The 20,046-nt window shown below is 63.1% G+C and carries 18 protein-coding genes and 1 pseudogene; 3 read left to right on the top strand and 16 right to left on the bottom strand.

The features are described from left to right. Nucleotides 1-41: 41 nt before the first annotated feature. The 16 genes and pseudogenes from flhF to flhD form a co-directional block, all read right to left on the bottom strand. Nucleotides 42-2,810 carry a flagellar biosynthesis protein FlhF gene (gene flhF / locus ACEW7X_RS04330; protein ID WP_420177652.1) on the bottom strand — a complete coding sequence of 923 codons (2,769 nt, stop codon included), beginning with the start codon at nucleotides 2,808-2,810 and terminating at the stop codon, nucleotides 42-44. Then, complete coding sequence (gene flhA / locus ACEW7X_RS04325; RefSeq protein ID WP_420177651.1) at nucleotides 2,807-4,915, bottom strand: flagellar biosynthesis protein FlhA; 2,109 nt, start codon at nucleotides 4,913-4,915, stop codon at nucleotides 2,807-2,809. Before flhA ends, flhF begins: the two co-directional genes overlap by 4 nt. Further along, on the bottom strand, nucleotides 4,912-6,063 hold the full coding sequence (flhB, locus tag ACEW7X_RS04320; RefSeq protein WP_420177650.1) for a flagellar biosynthesis protein FlhB: 1,152 nt from the start codon (nucleotides 6,061-6,063) through the stop codon (nucleotides 4,912-4,914). The genes flhA and flhB overlap by 4 nt, the downstream gene beginning before the upstream one ends. Before the next feature lie 62 nt (nucleotides 6,064-6,125). Beyond that, entirely contained in the window at nucleotides 6,126-6,761 is a 636-nt protein-coding gene (gene cheZ / locus ACEW7X_RS04315) for a protein phosphatase CheZ (protein WP_134838148.1), read from the bottom strand. A gap of 19 nt (nucleotides 6,762-6,780) precedes the next feature. Continuing rightward, nucleotides 6,781-7,167: a chemotaxis response regulator CheY gene (cheY, locus tag ACEW7X_RS04310; protein WP_068371907.1), complete on the bottom strand. Its 387-nt coding sequence runs from the start codon at nucleotides 7,165-7,167 to the stop codon at nucleotides 6,781-6,783. Nucleotides 7,168-7,222: 55 nt separating this feature from the next. Then, complete coding sequence (locus tag ACEW7X_RS04305) at nucleotides 7,223-8,386, bottom strand: protein-glutamate methylesterase/protein-glutamine glutaminase (protein WP_420177649.1); 1,164 nt, start codon at nucleotides 8,384-8,386, stop codon at nucleotides 7,223-7,225. Beyond that, entirely contained in the window at nucleotides 8,383-9,075 is a 693-nt protein-coding gene (locus tag ACEW7X_RS04300) for a chemoreceptor glutamine deamidase CheD (RefSeq protein WP_339137883.1), read from the bottom strand. The genes ACEW7X_RS04305 and ACEW7X_RS04300 overlap by 4 nt, the downstream gene beginning before the upstream one ends. Next, nucleotides 9,072-9,938, bottom strand: coding sequence for a CheR family methyltransferase (locus ACEW7X_RS04295; protein ID WP_420177648.1), 867 nt, complete (start codon nucleotides 9,936-9,938; stop codon nucleotides 9,072-9,074). The genes ACEW7X_RS04300 and ACEW7X_RS04295 overlap by 4 nt, the downstream gene beginning before the upstream one ends. 47 nt (nucleotides 9,939-9,985) lie before the next feature. Next, complete coding sequence (locus tag ACEW7X_RS04290; RefSeq protein WP_420177909.1) at nucleotides 9,986-10,558, bottom strand: methyl-accepting chemotaxis protein; 573 nt, start codon at nucleotides 10,556-10,558, stop codon at nucleotides 9,986-9,988. Between the two features lie 297 nt (nucleotides 10,559-10,855). Then, nucleotides 10,856-11,218, bottom strand: a pseudogene (locus ACEW7X_RS04285) (hypothetical protein); the annotation flags it as partial. Between the two features lie 115 nt (nucleotides 11,219-11,333). Then, nucleotides 11,334-11,840 carry a chemotaxis protein CheW gene (locus ACEW7X_RS04280; RefSeq protein ID WP_068371893.1) on the bottom strand — a complete coding sequence of 169 codons (507 nt, stop codon included), beginning with the start codon at nucleotides 11,838-11,840 and terminating at the stop codon, nucleotides 11,334-11,336. Nucleotides 11,841-11,878: 38 nt separating this feature from the next. Then, a complete protein-coding gene (cheA, locus tag ACEW7X_RS04275; RefSeq protein WP_420177647.1) occupies nucleotides 11,879-14,071 on the bottom strand; it encodes a chemotaxis protein CheA in 2,193 nt (730 codons plus the stop codon). 34 nt (nucleotides 14,072-14,105) lie between these two features. Continuing rightward, on the bottom strand, nucleotides 14,106-15,071 hold the full coding sequence (gene motB, locus ACEW7X_RS04270) for a flagellar motor protein MotB (protein ID WP_130487231.1): 966 nt from the start codon (nucleotides 15,069-15,071) through the stop codon (nucleotides 14,106-14,108). Nucleotides 15,072-15,085: 14 nt separating this feature from the next. Continuing rightward, entirely contained in the window at nucleotides 15,086-15,964 is an 879-nt protein-coding gene (gene motA / locus ACEW7X_RS04265) for a flagellar motor stator protein MotA (protein WP_130487232.1), read from the bottom strand. A 150-nt stretch (nucleotides 15,965-16,114) separates the two neighbouring features. Then, nucleotides 16,115-16,672: a flagellar transcriptional regulator FlhC gene (gene flhC, locus ACEW7X_RS04260; RefSeq protein ID WP_130487340.1), complete on the bottom strand. Its 558-nt coding sequence runs from the start codon at nucleotides 16,670-16,672 to the stop codon at nucleotides 16,115-16,117. Nucleotides 16,673-16,761: 89 nt separating this feature from the next. Beyond that, nucleotides 16,762-17,082, bottom strand: a complete 321-nt coding sequence (gene flhD, locus ACEW7X_RS04255; protein WP_068371880.1) for a flagellar transcriptional regulator FlhD — start codon at nucleotides 17,080-17,082, stop codon at nucleotides 16,762-16,764. Between the two features lie 616 nt (nucleotides 17,083-17,698). Here flhD and ACEW7X_RS04250 point away from each other — a divergent pair. The 3 genes from ACEW7X_RS04250 to fliS are packed head-to-tail and all read left to right on the top strand — an operon-like array spanning nucleotide 17,699 to nucleotide 20,046. After that, entirely contained in the window at nucleotides 17,699-18,091 is a 393-nt protein-coding gene (locus tag ACEW7X_RS04250) for a flagellar protein FlaG (protein WP_420177646.1), read from the top strand. A gap of 53 nt (nucleotides 18,092-18,144) precedes the next feature. Next, on the top strand, nucleotides 18,145-19,569 hold the full coding sequence (fliD, locus tag ACEW7X_RS04245) for a flagellar filament capping protein FliD (RefSeq protein ID WP_420177645.1): 1,425 nt from the start codon (nucleotides 18,145-18,147) through the stop codon (nucleotides 19,567-19,569). A gap of 33 nt (nucleotides 19,570-19,602) precedes the next feature. Beyond that, nucleotides 19,603-20,046 carry a flagellar export chaperone FliS gene (gene fliS / locus ACEW7X_RS04240; protein WP_339137900.1) on the top strand — a complete coding sequence of 148 codons (444 nt, stop codon included), beginning with the start codon at nucleotides 19,603-19,605 and terminating at the stop codon, nucleotides 20,044-20,046.

The following is a 20,046-nucleotide window of genomic DNA, read 5'->3' as shown; positions in this document are numbered from 1 at the left end:
GCCGGCGCCTGCGGCGTCGTGTGGATGATGCCTCGCCAGGCCTAGGCCTGAAGGCCGGGGCTTGCACTCAGACTTGCACTTAGGCCCGTGTTCATGGCCTGCAACGCAAACAACCGCCAGAGCGCATCCATGGTCCGCCATGCCGAATCCTCTCGATCCCAGCCGGCAGCAGCTTCCAGGGCCCGTCGCAATGGCTCCGCATGCCCGGCATGAATGGCCTGCCAGCCCAGCGCACCCATCTGTCCTGCCAGCAAGGCCCGCATACGCATGGTTTCCGTCAGCCGGGATTGCTGGCCAGCGGCGGATGCCTCGTCTCCGACGGCCATGTTCACGGCGCGGCCCAACCCTTTCCAGGCCTGCGACATCAGGCCGAAGGCCCGCCGCATGCGCTGCGCGTACAGCCACCAGGCGGCCAGCCGGGCGTTATCGGCCAGGCTGGCCGGTACGTTACTGAGCATCATCTGGACGCCAGGCCGGCCTTCGGCCTCGCCATCGACATGGCGCAGCACCAGCAAGCGCAATCCTGACAGGCTACCCGCGGCCATGCCGGCCGGCGGTGCTTCCCTGGCGCTTTCCAAGCACCTCCTATCCGAAGCCTCCCTATCCAATCCCGCCAGCGCTACGCCTGCGCCCCACCAGCCGGCCGCCATCTCATCCCAACCGGGGCTCATGGCAAGCGGCAGCGGCAGGCTGGCAAGGCTGTCCGCCAAGGCTGTGGCCATCACCGGCTGTTCCTCCCCGGCGGCTATCAGGCGGACATCCGGTGGGCAAGCCGCCATCCAGAAGCTGCCTGCCGGCAAGCCATGCGCCGGCGCTTGCCCCGGCGTCCATGGCGCGCCATCGAACGGGTCCAGCATATGCACGGCCCGTGCCTGCGACAGCTCGCCATCGAGCCACGCCATGCCTTGCGCCCGGCTTGCCATGGATTCCGCGGGAGATAGCGCCGCCTGCCGGTTTTCCTGTGCCGCACCTGCCGACGTTTGTGGCACGCCCAGGCGACCGAATGGTCCGGCCAGCACTGGCGCAGGCGCGGCCAGCATATGGCCACGGTCGCTGGCCAGCAGCACGCCTTCCAGTATCGTGCGCGGCAATTCGGGGTCCAACGCCGCCTGGCCGTGCACGGCCAGCAACACGCGGTCACACGCCGTAACCACGGCATCCCCTGCCGCCCGCGCCCAGGCGCTTGCCAGGGCATGCGCTGGCAGGCATGCCTTGCCCGCGCTTGCCTGGCCGGCCGCTACCCAGGTTTTCCAGGCATCGAACGCCAGGCGGCTCGCCGGATCGGCACGCATCCAGGCAGCACCCGAAACAAACGCCGCTGCCGCACTGCCTTCCTCTCCTGCCTGCTGACTATGCAGCAGCCAGGGCAGCCACTGGCCCAGCGCGGCTTCACCTTGTCCGGTACGTTCCCTGGCCTGGACATCGGCATGGTGCAGCAACGCCGCCAAGCCCGCCGCATCCGGCGCATACAGGCCGCTGCTGCCGCCAGCCGGATGCAAGGCGCCATCCACCAGGCTTTCGGCTGAAGGCAAGGACAGGTCTTCCGGCACTTTCTGCCCGTGAGCGACATAATGCACCGCCAGACCATGACGAATGGCGGCATCCAGCACCGTCCCGCTGCGCGAGGCCTCATCGAGCTTGGTAATGATGCAACCTGCCATGGCCGCCCCTGCCGCATAGGCCTGCACGACTTCTTCCAGCGTATCGCCCTGGCCTGCGGCATTGAGCACCAGCAGGCGCCGCACCCGCATGCCCTCCTGGTGCAGCAAGGCAAGCTGGCTGGCTACCTTGCGGTCACGCTGGCTCAGGCCCATGTTATCCACGAGGACAATGCGCTTGTCCGACAACCGGGCCAGCAGACTCTTGAGATCGGCATCGGCGCGCAAAGGGTAGACCGGCACGCCCATCATGCGCCCGAATGCCTGCAATTGCTCCTGCGCCGCGATGCGATAGCTGTCTGCCGTTACCAGCGCCAGGCTGCCACGCCCATGCAGGGCCACGCAACGGGCGGCGAGTTTGGCGATGGTAGTGGTTTTGCCCACACCCGTAGGACCGACCAGCGCATAGATGCCAGCACCGGCCAGCAATTCCTGCCCGGCAGGCACGGTGACCAGGCGGCTGATGAGAGCGGTGCGCAGCCTCAGGCGCAATGCATGCGCATCCTCGCCATCCGGCGCCTGCTCGAGCAGCTCGCGCGCCAGCGTGGCGCTGAAGCCCGCCGCCAGCAGCTCCCGGAACAGGCCTGCCTTGGCCGAGGATTCCTGCAACGCCTTGCCCCAGATCAGGCCATCCAAGCGTTGCGACATCTCTCCCTGGAGATTCGCGAGCAGTTCACTAACCGGCGCATTGCCCGGCATCGCGGCAGCGTCCCTCTGCGGCTGGCTGGCGGCCTCCGACGGCTGGCCGTCATGGCCGGGCCGTCCTGCCGTCGGCACCGGTATGCGTGGCAATCTGTCTGCGCCGGGCGGGCTGTCGGACTGATGCTGCGTACTGCGCTCCGCGCCTCGGCGTACCTCCGGCTGGGCGAAATCGGGCGCAGCCGGCACCGGTGCGGCCGTCAGGGGGGCCGCCGATGCCGGGGTTTGCACCTGGGCCTGTGTCTGGGCGGATGTCGGGGCCGTCACCGACGGCTTGGGAACTGCGACTGGATCGAAATCCGCCGAAATGCTGCGTGGGTCCGCCGCCATCACTTCGATCTGAGCATCTTCCAGGCGGCGGTTGGAGATGATCAGTGCATCCGGCCCGAGCAACTGACGCACCTGATCCAGCACCTCACGGTTGCTGGCGCCGACGAACTTCAGGATTTTCATGCTGCATTACCTATCAGGCTGGTCACCTGTACGCGATGGTCACCAGGAATTTCATTGTTGGCCAGAACCACGATCTGGGGAATATGGCTGCGCAGGAAGCGCGACAGGCTGGCCCGCAAGGCCGACGACACCAGCAGGACCGGCGCGTCGCCGTTATCCTCTTGCCGCACCACGGCTTGCTGCGCTTCACGCAGCAAGGTATCTGCCAACCCTGGCTCCAGCGCGCCGCTGGTGGAAAGCGCCTGGGTCAACACACGCTCCAGCCGGCTTTCCAGGCCAATCACGCGCAGGTCCGTGGTGTTGCCAAACCATTGCTGCACCAGCATCCGCCCCAGCGCCTGGCGCACGTGGGCCAGCAAGGTGCCAGCGTCCGCGCCGCCAGGTTGCGCCGCCAACCGCGGCACCCACTCGGCCAGCGTATCCAGGATGGTCCGCATATCGCGTATGGGCACTTCTTCTTCCAGCAAGCCTTGCAATACCTGGCGCAACAGGTTCAGCGACACGACCTTGGGCACCAGGTCGCCCGCCAGCTTGGGCGCTTCGCGGTTGATGCGATCCAGCAGTTCCTGCACTTCCTGGCTGCCCAGCAAGGCCGCACCATGGCGATGCAGCAAGTGGTTGATATGCGTGGCGATCACGGTGCCAGGATCGACCACGGTATAGCCTGCCGCCTGCGCCCGTTCGCGCTGTGCCAGGTCTATCCAGAACGCCGGCAGCCCGAACGCCGGGTCGGTGGTCGGAATGCCTTCGATGGCTGCACTGTCCAGCCCACCGGGGTCTATGGCCAGCCAGCGGTCCGGCATCGCCGAGCCACGGCCGATCTCCACGCCGGAAAGCAGGATACGGTACTCTCCCGGCTGCAGTTCCAGGTTGTCACGGATATGCACCACCGGCGGCAGGAAGCCGACCTCCTGAGCGAACTTCTTGCGCAGGCTGCGGATGCGCAACAGCAATTCCCCGCCCTGCACGTGATCGACCAACGGGATCAGGCGATACCCGACTTCCAGCCCCAGCGGGTCGACCAAGGAGACGTCGTCCCAACTGGCCTCCATATCAGCCTCCTGCGCGGCAGCCGCTGCTGGCGCGCGCGCCGCCTGTTCCTGCTGGGCGGCACGCGATTGGCGCTGCATCTGCGCCCAGCCGCTGGCGCCCATGACGGCAGCCAGCGACAGGAAAACCAGGTGCGGCATGTTCGGAATCAGCCCGATGAGCGTCAGTACGCCAGCCGCGAGAAACATCACATTGGGATTGGCGAACAGCTGGCTGGTTACCTGCTGGCCGATATCCTCGCCCGTCACCACCCGCGACACCACCACGCCTGAGGCCGTGGAAATGACCAGCGCAGGAATCTGTGACACCAGGCCGTCGCCCACCGTCAGCAAGGTGTAGACCCGGCCGGCGTCGCCAAACGACATATCGTGCTGGGCAACCCCGACGATCAGGCCGCCGACGATACTGATGACCATGATCAGCAGGCCGGCCACCGCATCGCCACGGACAAACTTGCTGGCGCCATCCATGGCCCCATAGAACTCCGCTTCCTGCGCCACGGCGCCACGGCGACGGCGCGCTTCTTCCTCGCCAATCAGGCCGGCATTCAGGTCGGCGTCGATCGCCATCTGCTTGCCTGGCATGGCATCCAGCGTGAAACGCGCCCCGACCTCGGCAATGCGCCCGGCGCCCTTGGTGATCACCATGAAGTTGATGATGACCAGGATGATGAACACGACCAGCCCGACGGCGAAATTGCCGCCGACCAGGAATTGGCCAAAGGCTTCGATGACCTTGCCAGCGGCATCCTGCCCGGTATGACCATGCAGCAACACCACGCGCGTCGAGGCCACGTTGAGTGACAGCCGGAACAGCGTGGCGAATAGCAGCACGGCGGGAAACGCCGCGAAATCCAGCGGCTTCTCCGTGAACATCACCACCAGCATGATGATGATTGCCAATGCAATATTGAAGGTAAACAGCAAGTCCAGCAGCAGTGGCGGCAGTGGCAACACCAGCATGCCCAGCACAAACATGATGAGGATGGGCCCGACCAGCAACCGTGGGTTGCCTCCGGTCAGGCGCCGCAGATGATTCAACAGGCCGGCATTCATGCGGCACTCTCCTTGCCATCGGGGTCCAGGCCAGCGGGCACGGCCAGGCCGTCCGGCGCAGCCGGTTCAAGGCCCAGTCCGGACTCCTTCCAGGCACGCAGCCGGAATACCCAGGCCAGCACCTCGGCCACGACGGCATACAATTCCACAGGAATTTCCTGCTCCAGTTCTACGTGATGATGCAAGGCCCGCGCCAGCGGCGGCGCCTGCAGCAAAGGCACACCATGTTCCTGCGCCAGGGTGCGTATCCGGGCCGCAACCAGGCCGCTGCCCTTAGCCACCACCTTGGGCGCGCCACCCCGGCCTTCCTCGTAGCGCAAGGCCACGGCATAGTGCGTGGGGTTGGTCACCACGACATCCGCCTGGGGTACGTTGGCCATCATGCGCCGACGCGCCATATTGCGCTGTTGCTGGCGCAGCCGCCCCTTGACGTGCGGGTCACCCTCGCTCTCCTTGTGCTCCTGCCGCACGTCCTGGCGTGACATCCTGAGCTTTTTCAAATGGCTGAAGATCTGCCAGGGTACGTCCAGCAACACGATGAACAGCAAGGCGGCAATGATGGTGGTGCAAATCCGCGCCACCGTGCCCAGCGCTTCTGCCAGGGCTGCCGCCGTCGGCGCATTGAGCAGCGCCAGGATCGTGTCGCGCCGCGTCCAGATCGCCCAGGCTGCCACGCCCCCCACCAGCAGGGACTTGGCAAACGCCTTGACCAGTTCAATGAGCGCCTGCATGGAAAACATGCGCTTGACGCCCTTGAGCGCATTGAGCCGTTCCAGTTTGGGCGCCAGGCTTTTCGATGACAGCAACAGGCCGCCCAGCAGCACGGAGCCCGCCAGCGCCGCCACCAGCAGCACGGCAAACAAGGGCAGCAGGCCTTGCAGCACTTCCCAGGATGACGCGGCGCTTTGCGCCAGCATCTGGGTTGTGTCCATGGCCACCGTACGGCTGAAGCCCAGGCTCTGGCGCAGCATGCCGCCGATTTTCTCGTACAGCAGCGTAGCACTCAGCCACAGCCCCGCCATGCCTCCGGCCAGAATCAGGAAGGTGGACAGCTCGCGCGAACGAGCCACCTGCCCTTCTTCCCTGGCCTGTTCAAGCCGCCGGGGCGAGGCCGCTTCGGTTTTTTCGAGATCGCTGTCGTCAGCCACGCCAGCCCCTCACGCGCACGGCCGGGCCAGCCAAGGCTGCTGCGACGGCTTGCAACAAACGATCACAAGCCCAGTTCCGACAAGAGGTCATCAACCTGATCCTGGCTGGAGACGATATCCGTCCGGCCTTCGACACGGACCTGCGGTCCGTTGAGCAGGCCTTCGGCTTCGTCGCGCTTTTCCTGGGGCACGTGATCCAACAGCACCTGCAGCAGCTCTTTTTCCAGGGTACCGATCAGATCGGTCAGCTTCATGATGACCTGCCCGGTCAAATCCTGGAAATCCTGGGCCATCATGATGTCCAATAAATGCCCGTGCGTGGCCTCGGCATTGCGGGCGGCCGTCTGCAGATAGGCGCAGGTATCAGCCGGCAGATCCGCGTCCGCCACGCCACCGGCGCGGCTGCCCGCCTGCCAGCGGGCCAGCAGCGCCTGCGCGCCCTGGTCGATTTCACCTTGCAGCGGCTGGGCCTGCTCGATGGCGCCCAGCACCCGCGTGGCGGCCTGTTCCGTCAGGTTGGCGACATAGCGCAGTCGGTCGCGCGCATCCGGTATCACCTCTGCCGCATCGCGGACCTTCTGGTCCAGGCCCAGCTCCCGCATACTGTTCTGCAACAGGCGGGTCAGGCGCGCCACGCGGATGAACAGGTCTTCCTTGCCCGTAGCTGCAGGCTGGTCCTGACTGTCTCGTGCGTCCATCAGATAGGCTCCATGGCGCTCACTGCGCCATTTTTTCGAAGATCTTGTTCAGTTTTTCTTCCAGGGTGGCTGCCGTGAAGGGCTTGACCACATAGCCGCTGGCGCCGGCCTGGGCGGCCGCAATGATGTTTTCCTTCTTCGCCTCGGCCGTGACCATCAGCACCGGCAGGCTCTTCATGGCCTCGTCCGCACGGATGGTCTTGAGCAGCGTCAGGCCATCCATATTGGGCATATTCCAGTCGGAAATCACGAAGCGGAAATTGCCTTTCTTCAGCATGTCCATGGCCATGGCACCATCTTCGGCCTCTTCGACGTTCTCGAAGCCCAACTCCTTAAGCAGATTGCGCACAATGCGGCGCATGGTCGGAAAATCGTCGACCACCAGAATTCTCAGACTTTTGTCCATGAACCGAAACCTCTATCCAATCAATTGATAAATCATTGCCCGGTACCGGCCCCGCTCAAATGCGGCTGACCCTGGCACCGAGTTTTTCCTGTATCGCCGCGCCGATCTGGGCGAGCGGCACAACACTTTCCACCGCTCCCACCTGCACGGCCTCACGCGGCATGCCATAGACCACGCAGCTGTTTTCGTCCTGGGCCAGCGTCTGTGCCCCCGCTCGCCGCATCGCAAGCAGGCCCGCCGCGCCATCCTTGCCCATGCCGGTCAGGATGACGCCTATCGCATTCCTGCCCGCCACGGCGGCGGCGGAATGAAACAGCACATCCACCGACGGGCGATGCCGGTTGACCGGCACGCCGTCATCGAGTTCCACCACGTAATTTGCGCCGCTGCGCGCCAGGCGCAGGTGGCAGTCGCCGCCCGGCGCCAGGTAAACATGGCCCGGCAATACCCGTTCGCCATCCCTGGCTTCGCTGACGCTCAGCGCGCACAGGCTGTCGAGGCGCTGCGCGAAGGAACGGGTAAAGCCCGCCGGCATATGCTGAGTGATCAGCATCCCGGGCATATCAGGCGGCAGGTGCTCCAGCACCTGCCGGATGGCCTCGGTGCCGCCGGTGGATGCGCCAATGACAACGATTTTTTCCGTGCCGGTAAACGGGGTACGCAATGCCGGACGGCGGATTGCCGCTTCCTCGCGGCCGGCTGCCGTCGCGGGTGCGACGGCGGCGCCAGCGGTTGTGGCTGTGGTCGCTGTAGCGGCTGCGCCAGCGCTGACGGCTGCGGACGCGGGAGCAGCCAGGCGCGGCCTTCGGCTGATCCTGGCGCTTGCAGCGGCACGGATTTTCTCCGCAATGAGATCGCTGTATTCACGCAGGCCGTCGCGTATCCCCAGCCGGGGCTTGGTCACAAAATCCACCGCGCCCAGTTCCAGCGCCCGCAGGGTCACCTCGCCACCGCGCTCGGTCAGCGAAGACACCATCAGCACCGGCATGGGCCGCAACCGCATCAGCTTCTCCAGGAAATCCAGGCCGTCCATGCGCGGCATTTCCACGTCCAGCGTCAGCACGTCCGGCTGATGTTGCTTGATCAGCTCCCGCGCCACATAGGGATCAGGGGCGACCGCCACCACTTCCATATCGTCATGGCTATTGATGATCTCGGTCATCAGGCCGCGCACCAAGGCAGAATCATCGACGCACAGAACGCGTATTTTCTTGTTCATTGCTTTTCCTGCTTGCTATTGCCCAAGTAAAGGCGCTCATCGGGTTCGTGTTCCAGGGCACGAACCCTCGCCGCCCAGGCCAGGGCTTCTCTTTCCGCGGCGTCCGCTTGCTGGCCGCCAAACCGCCGTACCCGAGTCAGGCCGCTGGCGGGAAAGAAGTTCACCCTGCGGGCCTGTGTACCGCCCAGATCATGGGCAATGACCGGAATACCGGCACGTTCCAGATAGGCCCGCACGAACTTCGCGTTGCTGGCACCTACCGCCATCCGTGTCACGCCTGCCAACACCGCGCCGCCGCCGAATACCTTGGCCTCCAGCCGTTGGCGCTGCGCACCGGCCCGGATCAAGGCCTCAATCAGCGTGTCCATGGCGTGCTGGCCATAACGCATGCTGCCCGCCGGTGCCCGGCCCGACCCGGTCGGGGCAACGCCAGGCAGGATGAAATGATTCATGCCACCCACGCCATTGGCACCGTCACGCACGCAGGCCGCGACGCAAGACCCCAGCACCGTGGTCAACATCAGGCCATCACCAGGCGCAGCAACGTAATACTCGTTGGGCAGCACCTTGACCGCCTGGCATTGCTCGCCCTGGTCGAAATAACGGATAGACGCCCGCACGCCGGCGTGGATACTGGCTGACCACTCCTGCTGCGCATCCGTTTCCCGTCCGGCCTGGGCATGGCTCATGCCTGGCCTCGCGCGCATTCATAGACCGTCTTGCCGCGCAACACGAAATCCCGGGTGATATTGCCGAAATTCTCCGAGTGTCCCGCGAACAGCAAGCCGCCCGGCTTCATCACCGACGCCAGCCGCTGCAATACTTTGGCCTGCGTCGCCTTGTCGAAATAAATCATGACGTTGCGGCAGAAAACAACATCGAAGAGACGGCCCTGCAAGGCGTTCCAGTCGGGCGCGACCAGGTTAAGCACGGCAAACTCCACTTCTTTCGCCAGTTCCGGCTTGACCCGCGCCAGCCCGGCGTTGACGCCGCGTCCACGCTGGAAAAAACGTTTCTGGCGCTCGGCGTCCAGCCCGGCAAGGCGCTGGATTTTATAGACGCCGGTCATGGCCTGCTCTATCACCTCGGTATCTATGTCCGTCGCCAGGATACGGGGGCGTTGATGCTCTGGCCCCAGCACCTCGGCCAGGACAATGGCGATCGAATATGCCTCTTCGCCGGTCGAGGCGGCACAGCACCAGACATCCAGAGGCTCGTCGCGCCGTTGCCGGGCAAACTCGGCCAGGATGGGAAAATGGTGCGGCTCGCGAAAGAAGGCCGTGAGATTGGTCGTCAGCGAATTGATGAAGGCCGCCCACTCCTGGCTGGCGGGATCGCCAGCCAGGGCATCCAGGTACTCGCGAAAATCGGCGCATCCAAGCGCGCGCAGGCGCCGCACGACACGGCCGTACACCATCTCGCGCTTCTGCTCGCCCAGCGTGATGCCGGCCTGTTCGTAAATCATTGCGCGGATGCGGTCGAAATCCCGCTCCGACATCTCGAATTCCTGCGCGGTCCGCCTTTCAGCGTCTCCGCCAGTACGAATGGACATAAATCCCCTGATCCTGTTCCGCCTGCCCGCCCCCGGGCCGCGTACGCCTAAGCCGTGGCCGTCCCGCCCGGCGCCTTGGCAGCCATGGCGTCGCCACGCAACTTGAATACCGCCACCGAATGCGCCAGGCGTGCTGCCTGGTCCTCCAGGGACGCCGCAGCAGCCGCCGCCTGCTCGACCAGCGCGGCATTCTGCTCGGTGTGTTCGTCCAGCAGCGCCAACGCGTGGTTGACCTGGCCGATGCCGCTGGTCTGCTCCTGCGAAGCCGCGTCGATGTCCTGCATCATGTCGGTCACTTCCCCGACAGACGCCTCGATTTCCCGCATGGTCACGCGGGCCTGGTCGACCTGGCCGTTACCCTCTTCCACGCTGCGCACCGAGGCCGCGATCAGGCCGCGTATCTCGCGCGCGGCCTCGGCGCTGCGCTGCGCCAGTGACCGCACTTCACCGGCGACCACCGCAAACCCCCGGCCGGCCTCGCTGGCCCGTGCCGCCTCAACGGCGGCATTGAGCGCGAGAATGTTGGTCCGGAAGGCGATGCCGTCGATGACGCTGACGATCTCGGTAATCTGATGAGCGCTGGCGGAAATATGCCGCATGGTTTCCACCACCGCCTCCATGGCGACACCGCCACGCTGGGCCGCCGCCATGCTGTTGGCCACCATCTGGGTGGCGCGCCTGGCATTGTTGGCATTCGACTGCACCTGCAGCGAAAGCTCGCGCATGCTGGCGGCCGTTTTTTCCAGGCTGCTGGCCTGCTGTTCGGTACGCTGGCTCAGATCGGCATTGCCCAGCGCAATTTCCCCCGCCCCCAGGTGGATGGCATCCACTCCCGCACGCACTTGCCGGACGATGTCGGTCAGGCCCATCTGCATCTGCGCCAACGCGCCATGCAACTGGCCCACCTCATTACCTGCGTCCACCACGATCGCTGCAGTCAGGTCGCCGCGGGCACTGGCTTCTATGCGGCGCACCGCCTGGCGCACCGGGCTCAGTACCTGCCGGTTCAGGTAAACATAAGTCAGCACCGTCAGCAGGATGGCCGCCAGGCTTCCCAGCGCCACCCCCGCCACCACCCAATTCAGGTAGCGCTTGGCCGCATCCGCGTCCGCGCGCGCCTGCTGTGCCAGTTCCTGCAGCAAAGACGCCTGCGCCAGTCCGCCATCGGCAGCCTCTCCCAGTGTCCGGACCACCTGTACGGTGCGCACGGCATTCTCGTCTAGCGTCTGCGTCAGGGAACTCAAGGGCAACAGCCCCATGCCTGCGCCGGCCAGCAGCATCAGGCAAAACAGGCCCAGGACCGCCACGATGCTGGTCCGCAGGGATAGATTCCGGATAAACGCACGCATGCCAGTGACTCCTTGGCCCAAGCCCGTTGGTGTATGACGCGCCGGCTCAGCCGGCAGCCCGGTCGATCAGCGCCATGTCCTCGCTGCTCATCAAACGTTCGATATCCACCAGGATCAGCATGCGCTCGTCGAGCGTGCCCAGGCCGGTCAGGTACTCCGTCGACAGCACTGCACTGAACTCAGGCGCGGGGCGAATCTGCTCCGCGCCCAGCGTCAGCACATCGGAGACGCCATCAACCACGACCCCGACCACACGACCGCCGAGATTCAGGATGATGGCCACCGTCTGATCGTTGAAATCCGCCGCTGCCAGGTTGAAGCGCACACGCAGGTCCACGATGGGCACAATGACCCCGCGCAGGTTCATCACACCCTTGATAAAGGCGGGAACATTGGCGATGCGCGTCACGCTGCTCGCGTCATAGCCGCGGATTTCCTGCACCTTGAGGATGTCTATGCCATATTCCTCTTCGCCCAGCGCGAAGATCAGGAATTCCCGCGCGCCTGCCGCCTGGTCGGCCGCTTCCGTGTCCACATTCGATCCGATATTCATTTGCTTCCCTCAGTTGGCTACGACTTCTGTGCAAGGCTTCAGCTGGCGTCGGCGCTGGAAGCCAGCGCCGGCCGGGACCACGGCTCGCGATTGAAGCCGGCCAGCGCGAAGACATCGACGATCAGCGCCACGCGCCCATCGCCCAGAATGGTGGCTGCCGCGATTCCCGGCACTTTGCGGTAATTGGTTTCCAGGTTCTTCACTACCACCTGATGCTGTCCGATCAGGTGGTCCACCAGCAACGCATAGCAACGCCCCTGCGCCTGCAACACCACGGCAATGGCCTGCGACGGGTCGGCCTGCGCGCCTTCGATCGCGAAAACCTTGCTCATTTCCACCAGCGGCAGGTAGTCGTCCCGCACTTTCAGCAGGCGCTCTTCGCCTGTCAGCGAACGCAGTTGGTCCATCCGCGGCTGGATGGATTCCATGACGTTATTGAGCGGCAGGATGAAAATTTCATTGCCGACCTGCACCGACATGCCATCCAGAATCGCCAGCGTCAGCGGCAGGACGATGCGGGTGGTCGTGCCCTTGCCACGCTGCGACAGCAGCTGCACATGGCCACCCATGGCCTGGATATTGCGCCGGACAACATCCATCCCCACGCCACGCCCCGAGATGGCCGTCACCTGCTCCGCCGTCGAGAACCCGGGGGCAAAGATCAGTTGCCAGACATCTTCGTCCGGCGCGTTGTCGGCAATCAGCAGCCCGGACTTGTGCGCCTTGGCCAGAATCTTGGCGCGGTCCAGGCCCCGGCCGTCGTCGCGTACCTCGATGACGATATTGCCGCCCTGGTGCTGCGCCGCCAGCGTCAGGCAACCCTCCGGGCTTTTGCCTGCGGCAAGCCGCTCCTCGGGCATTTCAATGCCGTGGTCCAGGCTGTTGCGCACCAGGTGAGTCAGCGGGTCGATGATGCGTTCGATCAGGCTCTTGTCCAGCTCGGTGGCCTTGCCTATGGTTTCAAGCTTGATCTTCTTGCCCGTGGATGCCGACAGATCTCGAATCACACGCGGAAAACGGCTGAACACATACTCCATGGGAATCATCCGCATGGACATGATGGCTTCCTGCAGTTCGCGCACATTGCGCTCCAACTGGCCCAACCCGCCAAGCAGACCGTCATGCTCGACCGGGTCCAGCGTCGAGGCGGTCTGCGTCAGCATGGCCTGAGTAATGACCAGTTCACCAACTAGGTTAATAACCTGATCCACCTTGCCTACGTCTACCCGCAGCGAGCCAGATTCCTTATCGTGGCCAGCGTTGCCGCGTGCCGGCGAACGGCGTGCAGGTTCGGCAGTGGCAGCCGTGGCGCCCGGCACCCGGGCGGCTGCATCGTTGCCGGCTGGTGCCGCCGTCGCTGCCTGCGGTTCCCCTGCCAGCCCGGCTTCATGCGCCTGGGCAGTCGCCGGTGATGCCGCACCGGCAGTGGTATTGGCGGAAGCTGTGGTTTCAACAACCGCTGCCGCAGACTCCACCGGCTCGGCTGGGCCGGACTGCGCCTGAATGTCTATCTGGTCGGCATTGACGATGAAGCAGCTGACCGCCTCGATATCCGCTGCCGCGCAACTGGTCTGCACCATGGCCACCAGGCTGCCTGGCGACGCTTCATGCGACAGCACCTGCCCCAGGTTCCCGAGTTCTTCGAGCAGGGTTTGGGCATCTTTGTCCGAAACACGGCTGAAGGCCACACGCAGTACCGCCTCCCCTGCGGGTATTTCAGACGGCAACGCAGGGACGGCGGCTTCGGGCAGCGCTTTCACGGCCGCCCCTCCCACAGGCACAGCTACCGCAGGCGCGACCACCGCAGCGGCAGGCACCGGCGCTGGCGATGCCGCACCCTGCTGGCGCAAGGCGCGCAAGCGCTCGCCCATGGCCAGGAATTCCGCCTCGTCGGGCTCCGCATTATTGCGGTAATCGTCCAACTGATGCTTCAGGACATCCTTGGCCTGCAGGAAAACGTCGATCATGTCGGCTCGCAGGGGCAGTTGTCCCTGCCGTACGGCATCGAGCAGGTTTTCCATCAGGTGCGTGGTCTGCGCCAGTTTTTCGAAGCAGCCGAACGTCGCCGCGCCCCCCTTGATCGAGTGCGCCGCACGGAAGATGGCATTGAGTTGCTCGCTGTCGGGCTGGGCCACATCCAGCTCCAGCAGCAGGCTCTCCATATTGGCCAGCAGGTCGTCCGCTTCGTCGAAGAAAGCCTGGTAAAACTGCGTCAGATCTATTCCGCTCATTACGCTGCCTCTTTTTCAAACATCCGCCCGGCCATCAGTTCCGCTGCCCGGGACCCTGTGACTCTGCCTGCACCACATCCTCGATATCACGCAAGGCCTGTTCGGGGTGAGCCGCATCCAGCGGGACACCGCCGTCGGCAGCCAGCCCTGCACTCGCGTTCTCTGCCTCCAGGCGCCGCTGCGTCGTCGCGTTCAGCAGGACCAGGCTGATACGGCGATTCATATCGGCATAGGGGTCCTCGCGCACCAGCGGCATGCTGGCGCTCATGCCCAGCACCCGCATGATCTTGTCTTCCTGCATCCCCCCTGCCACCAACTCGCGACGCGATGCATTGGCCCGCTCCGTGGAGAGTTCCCAATTGCTGTAGCCGCGTTCGCCACCGCTGAAAGGCCGCGCATCGGTATGCCCGGACAGGCTGATGCGGTTCGGCAGTTCGTTGAAGACAGGCGCCAATTCACGCAGGATCTCGCGCATGTGGGGCAGGACTTCCGCGCTGCCAGAGGCAAACATCGGCCGGTTTTCACTATCGACGATCTGCAGCCGCAGACCCTCGGCCGTCATGTCGATACGCAGCTGCGGCTTGAATTCACGCAGTTTGCGGTTCTGTTCGATCAAATCGTTGAGGCGATGACGGAAGGTTTCCAGCCGGCGCAGGTCGCGTTTTTCGCTTTCGCTCAGGACCGCGATCGCGGACGCCGGCGCCTGCTGCAGACCCGCCTGGGTTTCATTGATCTGCCGGCCGCCGCCACGTATCGGCGACACCGGATGCGCAGGCAGCACCGAGCCGTTTTCAACGGCCGTGCGCAGCGGCATGCGGAAATATTCGGCCAACCCGGCACGGCTTTTTTCCGGCAGAATGCCCAGCAGCCACAGCACCAGGAACAGTGCCATCATTGCCGTCATGAAATCGGCATAGGCGATCTTCCAGCTGCCGCCATGATGAGCCTTGCCGTGGCGCTTTCTGGATTTGATACGAATGACAGGGCGCTGCAGATCCATGCTGTCCCCTGTGCTCAGGCTGCCTTGTCGGCCGGCGTTCCCTTGGCCTGGCGGACATGCTCTTCCAGCTCTGCAAAACTGGGACGGATATCCGCAAACAACACCTTGCGGCCGAACTCCACTGCCATCTGCGGCGGGTAGCCGTGCAGGCTGGCCATCAGCGTGACCTTCACGCACTCGAGGATCTTCACGGCCTCTTCATTGCGGCGATCGACGGCAGCCGCCAGCGGCGACACGAAACCGTAGGCCAGCAGAATGCCCAGGAAAGTCCCGACCATGGCCTTGGAAATCAGGTCGCCCAGCACAGCCGGCGGCTGGTCGATGGCAGCCAGCGCCTTGATCACGCCCAGTACGGCAGCCACGATCCCGAACGCCGGCAGGCCGTCCGCCAGATTGTGCAAGGCAGTGGATGGCAGGCTGCGTTCATGGCTGTAGGTCTCGATTTCCTCATCCATCAGGGCTTCGATCTCGAAGGCACTGGTATTGCCGCTGATCATCAGCCGCAGGTAATCCAGCAGGAACTCCTGCAGGCGTGCGTCCTTCTGCACCAACGGATACTGGGCGAACAGTTCGCTGTTGGCAGGATCTTCGATATGCGATTCGATAGCCATCCAGCCATCGCGACGCACCTTGGCCAGCAGGACATACAGGAAAGCAATCAGCTGCATGTAGACTGCCTTGTTGTAGGGCGACGGCTTCATGAGGCCGACCAACGCCTGGACCGACAGCTTAAGCGTCTTGCCGGTATTGGCCGCAATGAACGCTCCCAGGCCGGCGCCACCGATCACCACCAGTTCGAACGGCTGGTACAGCGCTCCCCAATGGCCTCCCATGGCAGCATAACCACCCAAAACCGATGCCAAGACAACAACAAAGCCAATGACGATGAGCACAATAAAAAGCCCTTAGCTCGAAAAAGCCGCAAGAAAGCCTAATCTTCAACCGGAAAGCATCCGGAGGAAGCGTGAGTCAGAACGATTTTTGCGGCATTCCTTGCCGCTTTGAGAGAGCGGGACGGCTAGACTGCCGTCCCTGCCGCGGCGCTAGGCCTGACGGCGCTTGGCGCCTCGCGTCGCGGAAAGCCGCTTGCCGGCCCGCGGCGGCAGGCGGCACAGGCCGCAGACAAAGGCTTCGGCAGGTTCGTGCGCATGGTGGACGAACTGGCCGCCACAACTATTGCAGCGACACATCTGCAGCATGTCCGCCTCGAAAAAACGCACCATCATCCAGGCCCGGGTGAAGCTCAGCACCAGCCCCTGTTCCGGCGTACCTTCTTCACCCATCAGGTCCTGATAGCCCCGGTAGGCCTCTACCAGCACCAACGGACCACGCAGCCCTGCGTCACCCGCCATGAACTGATAGATGTTGTAGAAAACCGACGAGTGGATATTCGGCAACCAGGTCATATGCCAGTCCACCGAGAACGGCAACATACCCTTGGGCGGCGACTCCTGGCGGATTTCCCGGTACAGGCGCGACAGGCGCTCACGACTCAGGCCGGTCTCCGTCAGCAGCACCTGCAGCCGGGCGCCCAGGCGAATCATTGCCGCAGCCAATTCGATTTCCCGGGCTTCCCGCACCACGCTCTTTGCGTCATCCATGCGGACACTGCCCTTGGCACTGCTTTTCGCCTTGCCTCGTTGCACTGCCATTTGCTTCAACTCCAGGATGCCGGAAGACAGCACCGCACTCACGCGATACGCTCGACCGGCTGGCCCGCCATCATGATGGCCATGCGCGCTCGCTGCAGCGCCCCGCCCATCACATCCTTGCCGCTCAACGCCGCCACGACTTCCGGGCTATCCAGCCGCAAGCGGCCCAGCGCCATGTTCAGATTGCTCAGGCGCAGCAGTTGCGGCGGCGAAAGCTTCAACAGGGCATCGGCGACATCAGCAGACAGACCCAGACGGAACAGGCCCACCGGGTAGTCCTCCCGCAGCATTCGCTGCGCCAGCATCAGATAGGAAAGGTTCAGCTCCCTCATATCATCAAGCAGGTTTTGTTGCTGCATAGCAGGCTTCATAAGCAGAGAGACAGACATCATAGGGGTGAAAAAAAAGTGCCCGGCCATCCCGTAACGCCAAAGAGACTGAACGGGATACACATGAAACAAGTCCTTCCTGCGGGCATCGGCGCCGGCATCGACTGCAAGACCGCATCCGCCGATCTCCGCGACCGGAAGGGGCTTCATTACCAGTGTTTAAAACGATACAAAACGAAACAAATATAGGACTATTCCACTTTTTAAACGTTTTTTACAAACATGTCAAAAGTTTAAATATCGTTAATTAAATACAATGATCTGTGTCAAATTTCCTAAATGAAATACCAATCCCATTAGTCAAAGATGTTTGAATATTGCGCTATGAACTAAATAAGCAAAACATATTTTTTGCGTAAATAATTCGTAAAATATAAAAATAACATCATGAAAATAAAGTGATTTTTCTTATTATTAGATTATTTTTATATTTTGATTTTCTACATAAATAGCGTGTGACCCTAAAGTTTCCGGTGCTTCTGCCGTTAATCAGCCTGTTAGGCTGGCAGCAAGACGCTGTTACGAGTTCGAGATTGTTTCTTGCTGCCTTGTCCATTGCCCGACATGCAATCTTTCAGGAATCTAGATGGCTGCCGTTTCTTCTTCTACGCTGCTCATTGCACCGATACCGGCAGCGGTATTCACTGCCGTTCCTGCTCCTCGAGGCCTGGAAAAGACCGCCGCGAGCGGCCGCACCGCAACAGACCCGCAAACCCAGCCGGCCGTCACCGCGCAAGACGAAACACCATCCTCGCCCGTGCTGGAAGAAGCACTGGCCAAGCTCAACCAGAGCATGCAGGCCTGGGCCACCAGGCTGAACTTCGTCGCCGACAAGGAAGCCCAACGCATCGTCATCCGCATCATCGACAGCGATAGCGGCGAAGTCATCAAGACCATCCCCAGCGAAGCCGTCCTGCACGCTGCCAGGCTGCTCAACAACCAGACTGGCGCCGCCGCTACGATTGCGGCGCAGGCCTGACCCCGGGAGTACCTGCAGACAGCGCAGGCACACCAACGCATCAAGGAATTTTCATGGCAACTTCTTCTGTCTCTTCCAACCTCGGCGTAGGTTCCGGCCTGCCTCTGACCAAGCTGCTCGAAGACCTGCGCAAGGCCGAGAACAAATCCCTGGAACGCATCCAGGTACAGCAACAGACCCAGGAAGCGCGTCTTTCCGCGTACAGCCAGTTGAAAGGCGCCGTCGAAACCATGCGCAGCAGTGCCAAGACGCTGGCATCCGGCGACCTGTTCAACGCCACCAAGGCCACCAGCAGCAGCGAAGCCTTCACTGCCAGCAGCACCAACAAGGCCATCGCCGGTGATTACTCCGTCGCCGTGACTTCTCTGGCACAGGCCCAGACGCTCTATACAGGCAGCGCCTTCAGCGCCCGGGACACTGCCGTAGGCAGCGGGGGTAAAGTGACCTTCTCGTTCGCGGGCAAGGAAAGCACGACCCTGGAATTGCAGGGCGAACTGACGCCGGAAAAGCTGGTCCAGGCCATCAATGCCAAGGAAGACCTGGGCGTGAAGGCCAGCCTGCTCAATGACGGCAATGGTTTCCGGCTGCTGCTGACCAGCAGCGAAACCGGTACCCAGGCGGCCGTGACCGCAATCCAGGTCGAAGGCAACGCCGCACTGGGCCAGGCTATCGGCTACAACGACGGCACCGGCGCCGATCCGGCCACTCAGTTGCAGGTCGGCACGGCCGCCGCCGATGCAAAGCTCAACATCAACGGCATCGACATCACCAGCCAGAACAACACGGTGAAAGACGTCATCGACGGCGTGACGCTGAACCTGAAAAGCACCACAGGCGACAGCACGGACCCCAAGCCTGCCAGCCTGAGCATTGCCCGCGACAACACGCTGGCAAGCACGGCGATCCAGAATTTCGTCAATACATACAACAACCTGCAGAAGACCATCGCCAACCTGACGGCCTTTGATGTCGAGGCGGAAACCGAAAGCGTGCTGACCGGCGACTACACGACGCGCCAGATCCAGACCAGTATGCGCCAGCCGCTCAATACCATCGGCAGCGGCGAAACCATACGCTCGCTCAGCCAGATCGGCATCACTACCGACCCTGTCAGTGGCGACCTCAAGCTGGATACTGATAAATTGTCCAAGGCTCTGAGCAATCACGGCGCGGATGTCGCCGCCCTGTTCCAGGGAGAAGACGGTATTGCGGCCAAGGTGGAAAACACCACCAAGCAAATGCTGGAAGACAGTTCGGCAGGCAGCGGCCTGTTCAAGAACCTGGAAGAAAACATCAACCGCAACATCAAGAGCCTGAAAAAACAGTACGAGGCTGCCAGCCTGCGCCTGGAAGACCAGATGGCGGTCTATACCGCGCAATTCACCGCGCTGGACGCTGCCGTGACAAAAATGAGCTCTGTCAGTACCTACCTGACCGAGCAGTTGGCGCAACTGAAGAAAAATACGCAATCCTCATAATCCTTACCGCCCGCAGCCCGGATAGCCGCATTCATGAACACTTTTTCCTACTCCGCAGGCCGCCGCCCCGGGCAAGGCGCCCGTGCCTATGCCCGCATTGGCCTGGAAACCCAGGTGGGCAGCGCTTCACCGCAACGCCTGATTACCCTGCTGTTCGACGGTGCCCTGGCCGCCGTCGCCAAGGCCAGGCACCAGCTTGCTGCCCATGACATCGCCGGGCGCGGCCAGTCGGTCTCCAAAGCCGTCGACATCGTCCAGAACGGCTTGATGAACAGCCTGAACCTGGACGCCGGCGGTGAACTGGCAGCCAATCTGCACGACCTCTACGACTACATCATCCGGCAACTGCTGCTGGGCAATCTGCAGGCTGACGACGACGCCCTGCAACGTGCCGCCACGCTGTTGGGCCAGATTGCAGATGCCTGGCGCAGCGGCGTAGACACGCCGGCCAGCAGCAGCCATGCCCTGACACCCTGA

The sequence above is a fragment of the Kerstersia gyiorum genome (assembly GCF_048595715.1).
GTDB classification, from domain to species: domain Bacteria; phylum Pseudomonadota; class Gammaproteobacteria; order Burkholderiales; family Burkholderiaceae_B; genus Kerstersia; species Kerstersia gyiorum.
This window is presented reverse-complemented; position numbering and strand designations above follow the sequence as displayed.

Coding starts and splice junctions, on each gene's coding strand:
- cheZ (WP_134838148.1), bottom strand. CDS start 6,761: ATGGACGCACGAGACAGTCAGGACCAGCCTGCAGCTACGGGCAAGGAA.
- ACEW7X_RS04295 (WP_420177648.1), bottom strand. CDS start 9,938: ATGTCCATTCGTACTGGCGGAGACGCTGAAAGGCGGACCGCGCAGGAA.
- flhD (WP_068371880.1), bottom strand. CDS start 17,082: ATGCAGCAACAAAACCTGCTTGATGATATGAGGGAGCTGAACCTTTCC.
- ACEW7X_RS04300 (WP_339137883.1), bottom strand. CDS start 9,075: ATGAGCCATGCCCAGGCCGGACGGGAAACGGATGCGCAGCAGGAGTGG.
- motB (WP_130487231.1), bottom strand. CDS start 15,071: ATGGATCTGCAGCGCCCTGTCATTCGTATCAAATCCAGAAAGCGCCAC.
- flhF (WP_420177652.1), bottom strand. CDS start 2,810: ATGAAAATCCTGAAGTTCGTCGGCGCCAGCAACCGTGAGGTGCTGGAT.
- flhA (WP_420177651.1), bottom strand. CDS start 4,915: ATGAATGCCGGCCTGTTGAATCATCTGCGGCGCCTGACCGGAGGCAAC.
- ACEW7X_RS04250 (WP_420177646.1), top strand. CDS start 17,699: ATGGCTGCCGTTTCTTCTTCTACGCTGCTCATTGCACCGATACCGGCA.
- ACEW7X_RS04305 (WP_420177649.1), bottom strand. CDS start 8,386: ATGAACAAGAAAATACGCGTTCTGTGCGTCGATGATTCTGCCTTGGTG.
- fliS (WP_339137900.1), top strand. CDS start 19,603: ATGAACACTTTTTCCTACTCCGCAGGCCGCCGCCCCGGGCAAGGCGCC.
- fliD (WP_420177645.1), top strand. CDS start 18,145: ATGGCAACTTCTTCTGTCTCTTCCAACCTCGGCGTAGGTTCCGGCCTG.
- cheY (WP_068371907.1), bottom strand. CDS start 7,167: ATGGACAAAAGTCTGAGAATTCTGGTGGTCGACGATTTTCCGACCATG.
- ACEW7X_RS04290 (WP_420177909.1), bottom strand. CDS start 10,558: ATGGAGGCGGTGGTGGAAACCATGCGGCATATTTCCGCCAGCGCTCAT.
- ACEW7X_RS04280 (WP_068371893.1), bottom strand. CDS start 11,840: ATGAATATCGGATCGAATGTGGACACGGAAGCGGCCGACCAGGCGGCA.
- flhC (WP_130487340.1), bottom strand. CDS start 16,672: ATGGATGACGCAAAGAGCGTGGTGCGGGAAGCCCGGGAAATCGAATTG.
- cheA (WP_420177647.1), bottom strand. CDS start 14,071: ATGAGCGGAATAGATCTGACGCAGTTTTACCAGGCTTTCTTCGACGAA.